The following is a 15,403-nucleotide window of genomic DNA, read 5'->3' as shown; positions in this document are numbered from 1 at the left end:
GGGGAAACGCAATGCCCGTACCGCAACATATCTTCGAGCCGCCGTTCAACATCATCCGCTCCAGCCACGCCGTGCTGGACGTCACCGACCTGAAGCTCAGCCGCGAGTTCTATGAAAGCGTTGTCGGCCTGCATGTGGAGGACGCCGACGACAAGGTCGTCTATTTGCGCGCCGCCGAGGAGCATCAGCATCACTCGCTGGTGTTGCGCAAGGCGGCGGCGCCTGCCTGCAACCGCCTCGGCTTCAAGGTCGGCAACGACGGGGATCTGGACAAGGCTGCGAAGTTCCTGTCCGAGAACGGCCTTGGCTACGCCTTCGTCGATCAGCCCTTCCAGGGCCGCACGCTGCAGTTCACCGACCCCTTCGGCTTCCAGATCGAGCTGTACGCGTCGATGGACCGGCGGCCGCACCTGCTGCGCCGCTACGATCTCTACAGGGGCTGCCATCCGCAGCGGCTCGACCATTTCAACGTGTTCGCCGCCGAGGTGCAGGACACCGTCGAATTCTATGCCCGGCTCGGCTTTCGCCTCACCGAATACGCCGAGGAGGACGGACCGAACGGGCGCATCGCCGCGGCCTGGATGCATCGCAAGGGCAATGTCCACGATTTTGCCATCACCAACGGCAAGGGCCCGCGGCTGCACCACTTCGCGTACTGGACGCCGACGGCGATGAACATCATCCATCTCTGCGATGTCATGGCCTCGCAGGGCTTCGTCAAGAACATCGAGCGGGGCCCCGGCCGCCACGGCATCTCGAATGCGTTCTTCCTCTACGTCCGCGACCCCGATGGACACCGGCTCGAGCTCTACACCAGCGACTATTTCACCGGCGATCACGACCACGAGCCGCTGCGCTGGTCATTGCGCGATCCCCGTCGCCAGACATTGTGGGGCGCGCCGGCCCCGCGCTCCTGGTTCGAGCAGGGCTCGCCGTTCGCAGGACAAGCCGTGCGTGAGCCGAACTTCGTGGCCGACGTGCTGGTGGCGGATTAAGCGATGACCCTCCCTCGCATCGCCACCTATTCCGTCAAGGGTGCAACGAAGTACGGCGCCGTCGTGGACGGCGGCATTGTCGATCTCTCCGCGCGCCACGCAAAGGACTATCCGACGCTGCGAGAGGTGATCGCGGCAGGAAAGCTCGCGAGCTTCGCGGAAGAGGCCGCCGGCCGCACGCCCGATCACGCGCTCGGTGACATCATCTGGCTGCCGCCGGTGCCCGCGCCGGAAAAGATCATCTGCATCGGCGTCAACTATCCCGACCGCAATGCCGAGTACAAGGACGGCCAGGACGCGCCGAAATATCCGAGCATGTTCATGCGCTCGCCGCGCTCCTTCGTCGGCCACGACACACCGCTGGTGCGCCCGCGCGCCTCCGCGCAGCTCGACTATGAGGGAGAGATCGTGCTGGTGATCGGCAAGGCCGGCCGGCACATCCCGGAAAGTGCTGCGCTCGATCACATCGCTGCGCTGACGCTCTGCAACGAAGGCTCGGTGCGCGACTGGCTGCGCCATGCCAAGTTCAACGTCACGCAGGGCAAGAACTTCGATTCCAGCGGCAGCCTCGGCCCGTGGCTGGTGCCCTACACACAGGAATCGCAAGTCGCTGACATCCGCCTCACCACGCACGTCAACGGAGAGCTGCGGCAGGACGACCGCACCAGCCGATTGATGTTCCCGTTCCGCTATCTCATCAGCTATATCTCGACCTTCGCAACGCTCGTTCCCGGCGATATCATCGTCACGGGCACGCCAACCGGCGCCGGTGCGCGGTTCGACCCGCCGCGTTATCTGAAGCCCGGCGATGTTATCGAAGTCGCGGCCGAGGGCATCGGATCTTTACGCAACGGCGTCGTCGACGAAGCCTGAACAATAATCGGAATGGATAATGCCATGACCACCCTCACCGGCGGCGAAGCCATCGTAAGCGGCCTTGTCGCCCATGGCGTCGATACTGTATTCGGCCTGCCCGGCGCCCAGGTCTACGGCCTGTTCGACGCCTTCCACCAGGCCCAGCTCAAGGTGATCGGCGCGCGGCACGAGCAGGCTTGCGGCTACATGGCGTTCGGCTATGCGCGCTCCAGCGGCAGGCCCGGCGTGTTCAGCGTGGTGCCCGGCCCAGGCGTGCTCAACGCCAGCGCCGCGCTGCTCACCGCCTTCGGCTGCAACGAGCCGGTGCTGTGCGTCACCGGTCAGGTGCCGACGCAGTTTCTGGGCAAGGGCCGCGGCCATCTGCACGAGATGCCGGACCAACTCGCGACCTTGCGCACCTATGTGAAATGGGCGGATCGGATCGAATATCCCGGCAACGCGCCGACCACCGTCGCGCGCGCCTTCCAGGAGATGACGTCCGGACGGCGTGGCCCCGCTTCGGTCGAGATGCCCTGGGACGTCTTCACCCAGCGCGCCGACACCGCGGCTGCGCAAGTGCTGGAGCCCTTGCCCGCGCCGCAGCCCGACCCTGACATGATCAAGCAGGCGGCCGCGCTGATCAGGAACAGCAAGGCGCCGATGATCTTCGTCGGCAGCGGCGCGATCGAGGCGCGCGAGGAGATTCTCGAACTCGCCGAGATGATCGACGCGCCTGTCGTCGCCTTCCGCAGCGGCCGCGGCATCGTCTCCAACGCGCATGAGCTTGGGCTCACCATGGCGGCAGCTTACAAGCTGTGGCCGACAACCGATTTGATGATCGCAATCGGCACGCGCGCCGAACTGCCGGCATCGGGCTTCCGCTGGCCGTACCAGCCGAAGGGGCTGAAATCCATTCGTCTCGATATCGATCCGGCCGAGATGCGCCGGCTCGCCTCCGATGTCGCTATCGTCGCCGACGCCAAGGCCGGCACGGCCGATCTTGTCACCGCCGTGACGAAGGCCGGCTATGCCAGGACCAGCGGCCGGCGGGGAGAGATCCGCGAGGCGACTGCGACGGCGCAAGCCGAGATCCAGCGCATCCAGCCGCAGATGGCGTATCTCAACATCCTGCGCGAGGTGCTGCCGGCGAACGCGATCGTGACCGATGAATTGTCCCAGTTCGGCTTCGCCTCCTGGTACGGCTTTCCGATCTACGAGCCGCGCACCTTCATCACATCAGGCTATCAGGGCACGCTCGGCTCGGGCTTCCCGACCGCGCTCGGCGCCAAGATCGCCAATCCCGACAAGCCGGTGGTGGCGATCACCGGCGACGGCGGCTTCATGTTCGGCGTGCAGGAGCTTGCCACCGCCGTGCAATTCAACATCGGCGTGGTGACGCTGGTGTTCAACAACAACGCCTACGGCAATGTCCGCCGCGACCAGCGCGAGCGCTTCGACGGCCGCGTGGTGGCCTCGGATCTGGTCAACCCGGATTTCGTCAAGCTGGCGGAGTCCTTTGGCGTCGCATCAGCGCGCGTCACTGCGCCGGACCAGTTCAAGGCGGCGATGGAGAAGGCGCTCGCCCATGGCGGGCCGTATCTGATCTCGATCGAAGTGACCAGGGATTCGGAAGTGAGCCCCTGGGCGTTCATCCACCCGCCGAAGCCTTGAGGTGAACGCCGCCCTGTAGCCGCGCCGCCGCGATCACCAGCAGGCCCGCGCCTGCGACCGCCCAGCACGCGACCGGGGCCCAGTGCAGCAGCGGCGCGTAGTCAGGCACTTTCTGCAAGCCGCCGGCGACCGCCGCCATTCGTGCCAAGGTCCCGAGTGCCAGCGCCGAGAAGACGAGGCCGGTCACCTTTCCCTCCGCGCCGGTCGAGCCGATGGCCAACGCAGCCGAGATCGCGCTCATCAGCATGCAGCCCCACGCTGCTCCGGCGAGAAACTGCGCGACGATCAGCGTGTTGAGGCTGCCGGCGAATTCGGCCGCAGCAATCGCGACCGCTCCAAGCAGTCCGGCCGCGCCCATCACGATCACGCCGCCACGGTGCTTGGCGACGAGGCTTGCCGGAAACATGGCAATGTTGAAACCGATCCAGAACACCGGCATCAGCCATTGCAGCTCATCCGGCTTGGCAAAGCGCAGGTAGAACGGCGCGCTGTTCAGAGCGAAGTGCAACTGATAACCGAGCGCGAGCGCCACCATCGCGACGATGAAGGCGATCGGCACGAGGCCAAGCGGCTTTGCCGCTTCGGGCGGTGTCGGCGGCGCGGTGTCGCGGGCCACCTCGTGCTCGATCCGTGACAGTCCGAGCGCGGTCAACAGCAACACTGCGCTCGATATCACGAAGGGCAGCCGCGCATCGTGCTCGCGCAGCACCACGCCGAGATAGGGCGAGACTGCGCCGGCGACGCCATAGCCGAGCATCGCGAGCGCGGCGAGGAACGGCACCTGCGGCCGGGCGCGGTATTTGCCGAGCAGGGTCAGCGGCGGCGCGCGCAGCGCGGACGAGGTGATCGACCAGACCACGATCAGGGCAATGAACCACCCCTGCGCGGCCACCCCGCGTCCTGCGACGAAGGGCAGCGCGACGAACGCGCCGCAGGAGATCGCGGCCACGAGCCCGACGAACAGGCCTAGCCTGCCGAGATGGGGAGCGATCTTGTCGGCGGCAATCCCCATCGCGGTGTCGGCGATGGTGAAGATCGCCTGGTCCAGCATCAGGATGAGGATGACGGCTGATGGCGCGACGCCGACCTCAGCCGCGAGCTTTGGCAGATAGATGACGTAGGTGGTCCAGCCAAGCGTGAACGCCAGTTGCAGCACGGCCAGATACAAGCCGGTACGGTTGGCCGCGCCAGTGCCGGCCGAGAGCTGTGTGGTCGCCATATCGCCGTCTCCCCCGCCGGAAGCTTAGACGAGCGGCGGCTGCGAGGAAACGCGTCAGCGGACCTTTCGGAACGTCAAATTGATCCGCTTCCGCCCCAGCAACGCATGTTCACCGTCGGCCAGCGGCGCGACGCCGTGATAGGCGAGCCGTGACGGCCCGCCCCAGACCACGACATCGCCATGGACCAAGCGGAAGCGGCGCGGCTTGTCGCTGCGTGCCAGGCCGCCGAACAGGAACGTCGCAGGCAGCCCGAGCGAGACCGAGACGATCGGCGCTGAATAATCCAGCTCGTCCTTGTCCTGATGCAATGACAGCCGCGTGCCGGGCTCGTAGCGGTTGACGAGGCACGCGTCGGGCGCGAAGCCGGCAAAGCCGCCCTGCTCCGCGGCGCGCAACGCCAGATCGCGGAGCACCGGCGGCATCGCCGGCCACGGCGCCCCGGTCCGCGGGTCGATGGGATCATAGCGATAGCCGGTATGATCGGTGATCCAGCCGCGCTCGCCGCAATTGGTCATGGCGACCGACATCAGATGCCCGCCGGGCGTGGTCATGCGGCGGAACGGCGACTGCGCCACGATGGCGCGCACCGCTTCGATCAACTCGCTCTCGATCGGCTTGACGAAGCCGCGCAGCAGAACGGCGCCGTCGGCGATCTCCTCGCGCGACGGCTGGGCTTCGGCAACGCTATCGAACAAATCCGCCATCAGTGGCAGCGTTTATTTCGCATCGTGAAAGATCACACCTAGTGTGTGGCGTTGACCGGACCTGACCCGGCTGACGCCATGGCGGAGATTAACGCGGTAGGTGCCGCGTGTCCCCTGCACCGGGCGGTGATGCACAGCGAAGGCCACGGCGTCGCCCTGCGCGAGCGGAACCACTTCGGCGCGGGACTGCATGCGCGGGCGCTGCTCGGTCAGCACGAACTCGCCGCCGGTGAAATCGCGGCCGGGCTCCGACAAGAGGATCGCGACCTGCAACGGGAACACGTGCTCGCCATAGAGGTCCTGATGCAGACAGTTGAAATCGCCGGCCTCGTATTGCAGCAGCAGCGGCGTCGGTCGCGCTTGGCCTGCCTCGTGGCACCGCTTCAGGAACGCCGCGTGTTCGGCCGGGTAGCGGATGTCGATCCCCATAGCCTCGTTCCAGCGGTTGGCGACACCCTGGAGATGCGCGTAGAGCGTCGGGCGCAACTGCGCGATCAGGTCAGGCAGCGGGTAGGAGAAATATTTGTACTCGCCGCGACCGAAGCCATGGCGGCCCATGACGATGCGGCTGCGGAAGTTGGCGTCGTGGGGATAGAGCGCGGCGACGGCGCGGCACTGGTCCGGCGTGAGCAGGCCTTTCAGGAGCGCGCAGCCCTGGGTGTCGAGTTCGCCGGTGATCTGGGGCCAGTCGAGGGCATCGACGCGGGCGGCAGGGTCCGTGGCTGACTTATGAGGCGATTTGCGTGCTGTTGCTGTCATGGCTCTGACCTTCGCAAGACCGCCCCGTCCTCTACCACCCGATTTCCGTCTCTCTCCCCGTCATTGCGAGCGGAGCGAAGCAATCCAGAATCCCCCCGCGGAACCAGCCTGGATTGCTTCGTCGCAAGGGCTCCTCGCAATGACGGCGGAGAGACCTTAGCCCCTCACGGGCAGCGTCACCACGTCATAGCCGTGCTTGATCGTGCGCTTCAGCACCGGGTCTTTCAGCTCGAAATCGAAACGGTCGGCGGGGCGGATACCGCCCTTCGCCGCAAACGTGCCGCCGAACATGGCGCAGCCGTCGGGAAATTTCCCTCCCTCGAAGCCACGCGCGATCAGGTCGGCGACCGGCAGCATCGCATCGAGCGTGCCCTCCTGATAGAGCACGCGCTCGCCCTTGATCGTGGCCCAGGAGCGCAGGATCATCCTGTCCCAGTGGCCGATGACGTCCTCGAGCTCCCACAGCGTGGATGCGATCGGCTTGTCGCACATCTGCTTGGACACCGTGACGTTATAGGCCTCGACCTTGCGGTCGGTGTGGTCGGAACCGCAGCCGACGAAAATGCGACCCTGCCAGCCGATCAGCACGAACTCGACCTCGCCAGAGGAATCGCCGCCGGTGCATTCGATGCTGTCTTCCATCGTCAGCCGTCGTGCCGAGGCGCGATAGTAGATCGGCGTCGAGGCCGGCGGGGCGATACCCATCTCCTGCAGCTCGGCAATGTGCTTGTCGCGCGCGACCGGATCGCGGCCGGTCCAGCCGGCGATGACCATCTGGTCGATCGCCAGCGTCAGCGGCGTGGTGGTGTCCTGGGCGTCAACGGTGAAAGTCAGGTCAAACACGAATTACGGCCTCCATGCCGGCAGCAAGCTCGAAGATACGGCGGTCCGATCCGCCCGCGCCCGCCAGCATCAGGCCGACCGGAATCTCGCCCTCGCGATGCGCAGGCAGCGAGATGGCGCAGCCGTCGATCATGTTGATCAGGGTGCAGTTGCGGAGCGCCCGCAGGTTTTCCCTTGTGAACGCCTTGTCGTCGGCAAGGTCCGAAATTTTCGGCGGCGTGTTGGCGGTGGTCGGCAGCACCAGCGCGTCATAGGGCGCGATGCGCGCATTGACGCGGGCGATCAGCGAGCGGCGCTCATGGAGAAGATCGATGTAGTCCGCCGCGCTCTGCGCCTCGCCACGCATGATGCGCACGGAGACTCGGGGATCGTAGACGTCGCCCTTGGACGTGAGGAGGTAGCGATGCCAGGCATAACTTTCGGAAGCCGCAAAGCCGCCCTTGGCGTTCATCGGCCCGATGTCGTGGAATTCGGCCATCTCGATGCGCTCGATGATCGCACCATGATCGGCAAGGCTCTTGAGTGCACGCTCGAATGTCGCGGCCACAGCCGCGTCGAGGTCGTCGAGCGCGATCGTGGTCGGGACCGCCAGCCGCATGCCCTTGACCGGGCGAGGCTTCAGCGGAACGCTGGGCTCGTTCGCGAGCACGGCATCGAGAATGGCACAGCAACTGACCGATCGCGCCAGCGGCCCGATGCTGTCGAGCGAGAACGACAGCGGCACGGCCCCGTCGAGCGGCACGCGCCGCTGCGTCGGCTTGTAGCCGACGATGCCGTTATAGGCCGCCGGAATCCGGCAGGAGCCGCCGGTGTCGGTGCCGAGCGCACCATGCGCCATGCCGTCGAGCACGGAAACCGCGGCGCCCGAGGACGACCCGCCGGGCACGTAGCCCTCGGCCCGGTTCCAGACGCCCTTTGGCGTGCCGTAATGCGGATTGATGCCGATGCCGGAATAGGCGAACTCGGTCATGTTGGTGCGCCCGATCACGACGAAGCCGGCCTTGCGCAGCCGCGCCACCGTGGGGGCATCCTGTTCGGCCGGGGAGGAATCGTCGAGCGCGCGGGAGCCGGCGCGCGTCACCTGGCCCTTGATGTCGAAGAGATCCTTGATCGAGACCGGGATACCGGCGTAGCGCGACGGCGCCGCCTTCACCTTGCGCAAACCGTCCATCGCATCGGCCGCCATAAGCGCGGCATCCTTGTCGACATGGATGAAGGCACGCTGCCCCTCGCCGGCCGGATCGGCGATTTTGGCGATGCAAGCCTCGACCAGCTTGCGGGAGGTGGTGCGGCCGCTTTCGAGGTCTTCGGCGAGCTTCGTCACTGTCGGAAAATCGGGCATGTCTGTCTCACGGAATATTTGCGCGCAATGTATAGCGCTGCCTCACTTCGACACAAGCATTGTGCGCATGATGGCATGCATGCGCATTGCTGGACCGTTGACGCGCCATGGTCGATTGTCGCATCAAGATCGCAACAGCCGGGCTCAGCTTGGCCTTGGGAGGACCTGCCGAGATGGCCGAACCGCAGCGCGCGCGACCGAAACCGACGCCCGAGACCCAGCATTTCTGGGACGGTACCAAGGCGGGTGAGTTGCGCCTGCAGCGCTGCGACGCCTGCGCGCATGTCTATTTTCCGCCGCGCCCGTTCTGCCCGTCCTGCGCCTCGCGCAAGGTCAGCATCTTCAAGGCGAGTGGCAAGGGCTTCCTCTACAGCTACGTGATCAACCATCGTCCCGCCGCGCCCGGCTTCACGCCGCCTTACGCGATCGCCGTGGTTGAACTTGCCGAGGGACCGCGGATGATGAGCAACATCATCGACTGCCCGCAGACGCCGGAGGCGCTCGAGCTCGACATGAAGCTCGAGGTCGCCTTCGAGGCTCTCGACGACAAGATCACCCTTCCCGTATTCCGTCCGGCGAAGGGGTAAGCCCATGCGCAGCAATCAGGTTGCCGTCGTCGGCGCGGCCGAGACCACCGAGCTCGGTGTCATTCCCAACGCCTCGCAGCTCCAGCTTCATGCGGACGCGGCACTCAATGCCATTGCCGATGCCGGCCTGAAGTTGTCGGACATCGACGGCTTCGCCACCGCCGTCGAGACACCGCAGCAGGTCTGCCACTATCTCGGCATCAAACCGACCTGGGTGGACGGCACCTCGGTCGGCGGCTGCTCCTTCATGCTGCACGTCCGCCATGCCGCCGCAGCGATCGAGGCCGGCCTGTGCAAGACCGTGCTGATCACCCATGCCGAGAGCGGCAAGTCGATGATCGGCAAGGCGCCGCGCTCGATTCCCGCCGACAGCCTGCAAGGCCAGTTCGAAGCGCCGTTCGGCGTCTACGGCCCGCCCAGCATGTTCCCGATCCCCGTGCTGCGCTTCATGAAGACCTATGGCATCACGCACGAGCAGCTCGCCGCGGTCGCGGTGGTGCAGCGGGAATGGGCGGCGAAGAATCCGCGCGCGATGATGAAGGACCCGATCACGGTCGCCGACGTCCTCAACTCGCGCATGATCGCCTACCCGTTCCGCCTGCTGCAATGCTGCCTCGTCACCGACGGCGGCGGCGCGCTGATCCTGACCTCGGCCGACCGCGCCAAGGATTTTCCGCGCAAGCCGGTCTACATCATGGGCACCGGCGAGAGCGTGGAGACGCCGATGGTCAGCCAGATGGAAACGTTCAACTCCTCGCGCGCGTTCAAGACCGCGGGACCGCTGGCGTTCAGGGAGGCCGGCATCGCGCACAAGGACGTCGATCATCTCATGATCTACGACGCCTTCGCGCATCTGCCGCTGTTCGGCCTCGGCGATCTCGGCTTCATGCCGCACGAGGAGACCGGCAAGTTCATCGCGGACGGCAACACGCGCCCGGGCGGCAAGCTGCCGCTCAACACCAATGGCGGCGGATTGAGCTACATGCATTCGGGCATGTACGGCATGTACGCGCTCCAGGAGAGCGTCCGCCAGATGCGCGGCATTGCGCCGGCGCAGGTCGCCAACGCGAAGATTTCGGTGTGCCACGGCGTCGGCGGCATGTTCGCCGCGTCGGGCACGATCGTGTTTACGAACGAGAGGTAATCCACATGAGCAAATCACTGCAAGACAAGGTCATCATCGTTACCGGCGCAGGCCGCGGCATCGGGCGGGAGATCGCGCTGCTTTGCGCTGGCGAGGGCGCCAAGGTCGTCGTCAACGATCCCGGCGTCGCCGCGGACGGCGCCGGCACCAGCGCCGCGCCCGCCGAGGAAGTGGTCGAGGAGATCAGGAAGCGCGGCGGCACCGCCGTCGCCAATTTCGAGTCGGTGGCCGAAGCCATCCCCGCCAGCAAGATCGTGAAGACCGCGACCGATCATTTCGGCCGGCTCGACGGCGTGGTCAACAATGCCGGCATCCTGCGCGACATGATCTTCCACAAGATGAGCGTGGAAGCGTTCGAGGCCGTCATCAAGGTGCATTTGATGGGCTCGTTCTACGTCAGCCACGCCGCGGCGCGGATCTTCCGCGAGCAGGAGAGCGGCTCCTTCGTCCACTTCACCTCGACCTCGGGCCTGATCGGCAACTTTGGACAAGCCAATTACGCCGCCGCCAAGCTCGGCATCGTCGGCCTGTCGAAGTCGATTGCGCTCGACATGGGCCGCTTCAACGTCCGTTCCAACTGCGTCTCGCCGTTCGCCTGGACCCGCATGATCGGCACCATCCCGACCGAGACCGAAGCCGAGAAGGCACGGGTCGAGAAGATCAAGCAGATGGGGCCGGAGAAGATCGCGCCGGTCTGCGCCTATCTGCTCTCCGACGCCGCCAAGGACGTCTCCGGGCAGATCTTCGGCGCACGCATGAACGAGCTGTTCCTGTTCAGCCAGAACCGCCCGCTGCGCTCGGTGCACCGGAGCGAAGGCTGGACGCCGCAATCGATCGCGGAACACGGCATGCCGGCGCTGAAGGGATCGTTCTACAAGCTCGACCGTTCCGCCGACATCTTCCCGTGGGATCCCGTGTAAGCGAATTCCACCTTTGCTGCATTGCGATCTCCGGTTGTCCAGCCGGGGATCGCCCGCTTTACGCCCGATTGCAGGCGGACAGTTTTCTCCCAAACAAAAGAATGGGAGGCGACTATGACAAACTCACTGACCATCTCCACCGACGTCAATGAGCCTGTTCTCGCGCGCCGCACCCTGTTGAAGGGTGCGGCAGCGGCAGTTGCGGCGACGGGCGTCACCATGACCGCAGCCCTGGGGGCGTCCGTAACGCCCTTGGGCCAGACGGGTGCACCGACAAGATCGACCGCGCCGCTGCCGTTGGGGCCGCTGCCAGGCAGCCGCTACCCGGACGCCCACTTGGAATCCGCCAAGAAGGGGCCACCATCGTTTGGGCCCCCCGGCTTTCCCGCCTTTGCCGGCACCATGGCCGTCGAGCGCGTCGCAACGGGCTTCCGCTGGGCCGAGGGGCCAGTATATTTCGCGGCCGGGCGATACCTGCTGTTCAGCGACATTCCGAATAATCGCATCATGCGCTTCTCGGAGGACGACGGCCACGTCAGTGTCTATCGCCAGCCCTCAATGAACTCGAACGGCAACACGATTGATCGCGAAGGACGCCTGATCACTTGCGAGCACAGCGGTCGGCGCGTGACGCGCACCGAACTCGACGGCTCGATCACCATCATCGCCGACAAGTTCAATGGCAAGCGACTGAACTCGCCCAACGATGCGGTCGTGACGGCCGATGGCGCAATCTGGTTCACCGATCCCGCCTACGGCATCGGCGGTTTCTACGAAGGAATCAAGGCCGAGCCCGAGCAGGAGAAGAAGAACGTCTACCGGGTCGACCCGAGGTCTGGAGAGGTCAAGGTCGTCGTCGACGACTTTGTCGAGCCGAACGGGCTTGCCATCTCGCCCGACGAGAAGAAGCTCTACATCTGCGACACCGGCTTCACGGATGGGCCCGACAACCCGTCGCATATCCGCGTGTTCGATCTCGACGTCGCCGGGGCAAAGGTGTCGAACAGCAAGGTGTTCGCAGAGATGCCAAAACCAAGCATCACCGATGGCGTCCGCTGTGACACCGAAGGACGCGTCTGGTGCTCGGTGGGCTGGGGGGACGCAAACGAAGACGGCGTACGCTGCTACACGCCCTCCGGCGAGTTGCTGGGCAAGATTCATATTCCGGAAACCGTCGCTAATTTGTGCTTCGGCGGTCAGCAGCGAAATAGGCTCTATATTTGTGGCTCGACATCGCTCTATGCCGTCTACACCAGTGTGCAGGGCGCGATGAAGCCGTGAGCGATTAATAGAGAAGCGAGTAGCGAACCGTACGGTTCGCTCCTCGCTTCTCAACCCGTATTCCTCAGTCCCGCCGAGATCCCGTTGATCGTCAGCTGAATCCCGCGCAGCACCTGCTCGTCCGGGTTCTGCGCGCGATGTTCTTTCAGCAGCTCGACCTGCACGTGGTTGAGCGGGTCGAGATAGGGGAAGCGGTGACGCACCGAGCGCTCCAGCAGCGGATTGCCTTGCAGCAGCCGGTCCTGACCCATGATGTCGAGCAGCGTCTCGATGCAGGAATGCCATTCGCGGCGGATGCGGCCGAAGATTTTTTCACGCAGAGCTTCGTCGGGCACGAGTTCGGCATAGCGCGAGGCGATCGCGATCGAGCTTTTCGCCAGCACCATGTCCATGTTCGACAGCAGCATGCGGAAGAACGGCCATTCCTTGTAGAGCTCTTTGAGGAACGGCATGCCCTTGTCGGGATGCTCCGCGATCCATTGCTCGACCGCGCTGCCAAAGCCGTACCAGCCCGGCAGCATCAGGCGGCATTGCGCCCAGGAGAACACCCAGGGGATCGCGCGAAGGTCCTCGATCGCGCGGGTCTTCTTGCGCGAGGCCGGACGGCTGCCGATGTTCAGCGTCGCGATCTCATTGATGACGGTCGAGGCCCAGAAATAATCGACGAAGCCGTCGGTCTCGTAGACGAGGCCGCGATAGGCCTTGAAGGCGAGACTTGAAAGCTCGTCCATCGCGGTCAGATATTCGCGCCGCGGCGCGCTCTGGCGCGGATGCAACAGGCTCGCCTCCAGAGTCGCGGCGGCAAGGATCTCCAGATTGTTGCGGCCGACTTCGGCGTTGGAATATTTCGACGAGATGATCTCGCCCTGCTCGGTGATGCGGATCTGGCCGTTCACCGCGCCGCCGGGCTGGGCGATGATGGCATCGTAGCTCGGGCCGCCGCCACGGCCGACCGAACCGCCGCGGCCATGGAACAGACGCAGGCGCACGCCGTGGCGCTCGAACACGTCGACGAGGCAGATCTCGGCCTTGTAGAGCTCCCAGCCCGAGGTGACGAAGCCGCCGTCCTTGTTCGAGTCGGAATAGCCCAGCATGACCTCCTGCACGCTGCCGCGGCTGTCGACCAGCCGGCGGTAATCATGCAGCGAGAGCATGCGGTCCATGATGGTGGAAGACGCCTGCAGATCCTCGATGGTTTCGAACAGCGGCACGATGTTGATGGCGCTGCGCCCGGAGGGATGAACGAGGCCGACCTCCTTGAGCAGCACCGCGACCTCGAGCATGTCGGACATGCTCTTGCACATCGAGATGATGCATTGGGGGATGGCATCCGAGCCGAACTTCGCATGCGCCTCCGCGGCCGCATGGAAGACATTGAGCTCGCCCATGGTCTCGTCGCTGTACTTGACGAACGGCGACACCAGCGAGCGCGTCGAGCGCAGCTCGTTGGTGAGCAGCGAGATGCGGGCGTCCTCGCCGAGCGCGAGGTACGACATGCCGGGATTGGCGGCATCCATCAGCTCGGCAATAGTGCGCTCGTGCACCGCCGAGTTCTGGCGGATGTCGAGCCGGGCCAGATGGAAGCCGAAGCAGTCCACCGCACGGCGCAGCAGCCGCAGCCGGCCGCGGGCGATCACGCCGGCGTTGTTGGAGATCAGCGAGCGGTGCAGCACGTCGAGATCGGCCTTGAACTCCCCGACGCTGTCATATGGCGCACCCTTGCCGACCGGCCGGCGCGTGATCTCGACCTGAAGCATTTCGGCCGTTGCGGTCAGGCGCGCATAGATGCCAGAGACCGCGAGGCGATAGGGCTCGCCGCTCCGGTGCGGCGAGGTATCGGGCGAGCGCTCCGCCAGCGTGCGCAACTCCTCGGAGACGTCGGCGAGATGAGCCGCGATCGACAGCTCGGAGCCGAGCACGTGCAGCTCATTGAGATAGAACTGCATCACCCGGCTCGACTGCAGCCGCAGCGTGCCGCGCATCACGTCGGCGGTGACGAAGGGATTGCCGTCGCGGTCGCCGCCGATCCAGCTGCCCATGCGCAGGAACGAGGCGAGCTCGCCGGCCGCCTGCTCGCCGCCCTCCTCCAGCCGGTCCTCCAACGTGTTGACCAGCCGCGGCACCTCGCGCAGAAACGTGTAATCGTAGAACGACAAGCCGTTGGCGACCTCGTCGAGCACGGTGAGCTTGGTCCGGCGCAGCAGATTGGTCTGCCACAGCGTCAGCACCTCGCGGCGGAGCTGCTCGTCGCTTGCGGCGGCCTCCTCCGCCGTCAGCGCGACGCGCTCGCGACGATCGAGCAGGGCTGCGACTTCCATCTCGCGGTCCATCGTGCTCTTGCGGCGGACCTCGGTCGGATGCGCGGTCAGGACCGGGCTGACCAGCGCGCTCTTGAAGAAGTTGCGCAGGGCATCGGCACCGATGCCCGCAGCCCTCGCATGAGCAAGCGTCTCGGCCAGCACGCCGGAGCCGCCGCCTTTGTTGGCGCGCATCTGACGGATGTTGTTCTGGTCCTCGGCGATGTTGGCGAGGTGGGAGAAATAGCTGAAGGCACGGACGATCCGCACCGTCTCGGAGGTCGACATGCTGTCGAGGATCTGCTCGAGCTCGCGGCGGGCGAGCCGGTCCTCGTCGCGGTGGAATCGGATCGAGGTCTGCCGGATGCGCTCGACCAGATCGAACAATTCAGGCCCCTCCTGGTCGCGCACGGTGTCGCCGAGGATGCGTCCGAGCAGGCGGATATCGTCCCGCAGCCGCGCATCCGCCTCCAGCGCCAGGACTTCCTCGGGGCGGTTGGGGCGTTGGTCGACGGTGTCGGACGATATGGTCTGGAGGGACATGGCTCGCTCCCCTTGTCGAGCTCGCTTGGCTGCCCGGCTCAGCCGAGTGTGCAAGTTTTTTGCCGCAGCGCAAGATGAAGTTGGGGGCGGCGCGGCAACATCACCGATCATGGGTGGGAATGCGCCTTGGTGACGGGCGCAGACATACATTCGCGGTCTCGCGGCGGGGGGCGCCCGAGTTTGCTGTCCGTTTCGCCCTCGTCGAGAAAAAAGGGCGCAGGGAAGGCCGGGCGCCGGCTGGC

Annotated in this window: 13 protein-coding genes; 7 read left to right on the top strand and 6 right to left on the bottom strand. The window is 65.5% G+C overall.

Translation table 11 applies throughout. From position 1 onward, the window contains the following. The first annotated feature begins 11 nt into the window (after positions 1-11). The 3 genes from hpaD to N551_RS0123540 are packed head-to-tail and all read left to right on the top strand — an operon-like array spanning position 12 to position 3,521. A complete protein-coding gene (hpaD, locus tag N551_RS0123550; RefSeq protein WP_027568982.1) occupies positions 12-995 on the top strand; it encodes a 3,4-dihydroxyphenylacetate 2,3-dioxygenase in 984 nt (327 codons plus the stop codon). A gap of 3 nt (positions 996-998) precedes the next feature. Continuing rightward, a complete protein-coding gene (locus N551_RS0123545; RefSeq protein WP_027568981.1) occupies positions 999-1,868 on the top strand; it encodes a fumarylacetoacetate hydrolase family protein in 870 nt (289 codons plus the stop codon). A 24-nt stretch (positions 1,869-1,892) separates the two neighbouring features. Continuing rightward, positions 1,893-3,521 (top strand): thiamine pyrophosphate-dependent enzyme, encoded by a 1,629-nt coding sequence (locus N551_RS0123540; RefSeq protein ID WP_027568980.1) that lies wholly within the window; start codon positions 1,893-1,895, stop codon positions 3,519-3,521. Here N551_RS0123540 and N551_RS0123535 read toward each other — a convergent pair. The 5 genes from N551_RS0123535 to N551_RS0123515 form a co-directional block, all read right to left on the bottom strand. Next, the gene (locus tag N551_RS0123535) at positions 3,499-4,740 is read right to left on the bottom strand and encodes an MFS transporter (protein ID WP_027568979.1); all 1,242 of its coding nucleotides are present in this window, start codon (positions 4,738-4,740) and stop codon (positions 3,499-3,501) included. The genes N551_RS0123540 and N551_RS0123535 overlap by 23 nt on opposite strands. 54 nt (positions 4,741-4,794) lie before the next feature. Continuing rightward, positions 4,795-5,448 (bottom strand): DNA oxidative demethylase AlkB, encoded by a 654-nt coding sequence (gene alkB / locus N551_RS0123530; RefSeq protein WP_027568978.1) that lies wholly within the window; start codon positions 5,446-5,448, stop codon positions 4,795-4,797. Between the two features lie 9 nt (positions 5,449-5,457). Continuing rightward, a complete protein-coding gene (locus tag N551_RS0123525) occupies positions 5,458-6,204 on the bottom strand; it encodes a 2OG-Fe(II) oxygenase (RefSeq protein ID WP_027568977.1) in 747 nt (248 codons plus the stop codon). 156 nt (positions 6,205-6,360) lie between these two features. Beyond that, entirely contained in the window at positions 6,361-7,047 is a 687-nt protein-coding gene (locus N551_RS0123520) for a DUF2848 domain-containing protein (protein ID WP_027568976.1), read from the bottom strand. Beyond that, positions 7,040-8,389, bottom strand: coding sequence for an amidase (locus tag N551_RS0123515; protein WP_027568975.1), 1,350 nt, complete (start codon positions 8,387-8,389; stop codon positions 7,040-7,042). The genes N551_RS0123520 and N551_RS0123515 overlap by 8 nt, the downstream gene beginning before the upstream one ends. A 173-nt stretch (positions 8,390-8,562) precedes the next feature. On the opposite strand from N551_RS0123515, the gene N551_RS0123510 reads away from it, so the two are divergent. The 4 genes from N551_RS0123510 to N551_RS0123495 all read left to right on the top strand — a co-directional run bounded on the left by N551_RS0123510 (position 8,563) and on the right by N551_RS0123495 (position 12,321). After that, on the top strand, positions 8,563-8,976 hold the full coding sequence (locus N551_RS0123510; protein ID WP_027568974.1) for a Zn-ribbon domain-containing OB-fold protein: 414 nt from the start codon (positions 8,563-8,565) through the stop codon (positions 8,974-8,976). Between the two features lie 4 nt (positions 8,977-8,980). Continuing rightward, positions 8,981-10,120: a thiolase gene (locus N551_RS0123505; protein WP_027568973.1), complete on the top strand. Its 1,140-nt coding sequence runs from the start codon at positions 8,981-8,983 to the stop codon at positions 10,118-10,120. A gap of 5 nt (positions 10,121-10,125) precedes the next feature. Next, positions 10,126-11,040, top strand: coding sequence for an SDR family oxidoreductase (locus N551_RS0123500; RefSeq protein ID WP_027568972.1), 915 nt, complete (start codon positions 10,126-10,128; stop codon positions 11,038-11,040). 114 nt (positions 11,041-11,154) lie between these two features. Then, positions 11,155-12,321: an SMP-30/gluconolactonase/LRE family protein gene (locus N551_RS0123495; protein WP_027568971.1), complete on the top strand. Its 1,167-nt coding sequence runs from the start codon at positions 11,155-11,157 to the stop codon at positions 12,319-12,321. Positions 12,322-12,371: 50 nt separating this feature from the next. Here N551_RS0123495 and ppc read toward each other — a convergent pair whose 3' ends face one another. Then, on the bottom strand, positions 12,372-15,161 hold the full coding sequence (gene ppc / locus N551_RS0123490) for a phosphoenolpyruvate carboxylase (protein WP_027568970.1): 2,790 nt from the start codon (positions 15,159-15,161) through the stop codon (positions 12,372-12,374). Positions 15,162-15,403 lie beyond the last annotated feature (242 nt).

The sequence above is a fragment of the Bradyrhizobium sp. URHA0013 genome (genome assembly GCF_000518345.1).
GTDB lineage: Bacteria > Pseudomonadota > Alphaproteobacteria > Rhizobiales > Xanthobacteraceae > Bradyrhizobium.
The sequence above is the reverse complement of the archived record's forward strand: the minus strand, read 5'-3'. Positions and strand labels throughout refer to the sequence as shown.

What these genes read in the sequence shown, in the direction of transcription:
- N551_RS0123545 (WP_027568981.1), top strand. Translation starts at nt 999, where the DNA reads ATGACCCTCCCTCGCATCGCCACCTATTCCGTCAAGGGTGCAACGAAG.
- hpaD (WP_027568982.1), top strand. Translation starts at nt 12, where the DNA reads ATGCCCGTACCGCAACATATCTTCGAGCCGCCGTTCAACATCATCCGC.
- ppc (WP_027568970.1), bottom strand. Translation starts at nt 15,161, where the DNA reads ATGTCCCTCCAGACCATATCGTCCGACACCGTCGACCAACGCCCCAAC.
- N551_RS0123540 (WP_027568980.1), top strand. Translation starts at nt 1,893, where the DNA reads ATGACCACCCTCACCGGCGGCGAAGCCATCGTAAGCGGCCTTGTCGCC.
- N551_RS0123515 (WP_027568975.1), bottom strand. Translation starts at nt 8,389, where the DNA reads ATGCCCGATTTTCCGACAGTGACGAAGCTCGCCGAAGACCTCGAAAGC.
- N551_RS0123500 (WP_027568972.1), top strand. Translation starts at nt 10,126, where the DNA reads ATGAGCAAATCACTGCAAGACAAGGTCATCATCGTTACCGGCGCAGGC.
- N551_RS0123510 (WP_027568974.1), top strand. Translation starts at nt 8,563, where the DNA reads ATGGCCGAACCGCAGCGCGCGCGACCGAAACCGACGCCCGAGACCCAG.
- N551_RS0123495 (WP_027568971.1), top strand. Translation starts at nt 11,155, where the DNA reads ATGACAAACTCACTGACCATCTCCACCGACGTCAATGAGCCTGTTCTC.
- N551_RS0123505 (WP_027568973.1), top strand. Translation starts at nt 8,981, where the DNA reads ATGCGCAGCAATCAGGTTGCCGTCGTCGGCGCGGCCGAGACCACCGAG.
- N551_RS0123535 (WP_027568979.1), bottom strand. Translation starts at nt 4,740, where the DNA reads ATGGCGACCACACAGCTCTCGGCCGGCACTGGCGCGGCCAACCGTACC.
- N551_RS0123525 (WP_027568977.1), bottom strand. Translation starts at nt 6,204, where the DNA reads ATGACAGCAACAGCACGCAAATCGCCTCATAAGTCAGCCACGGACCCT.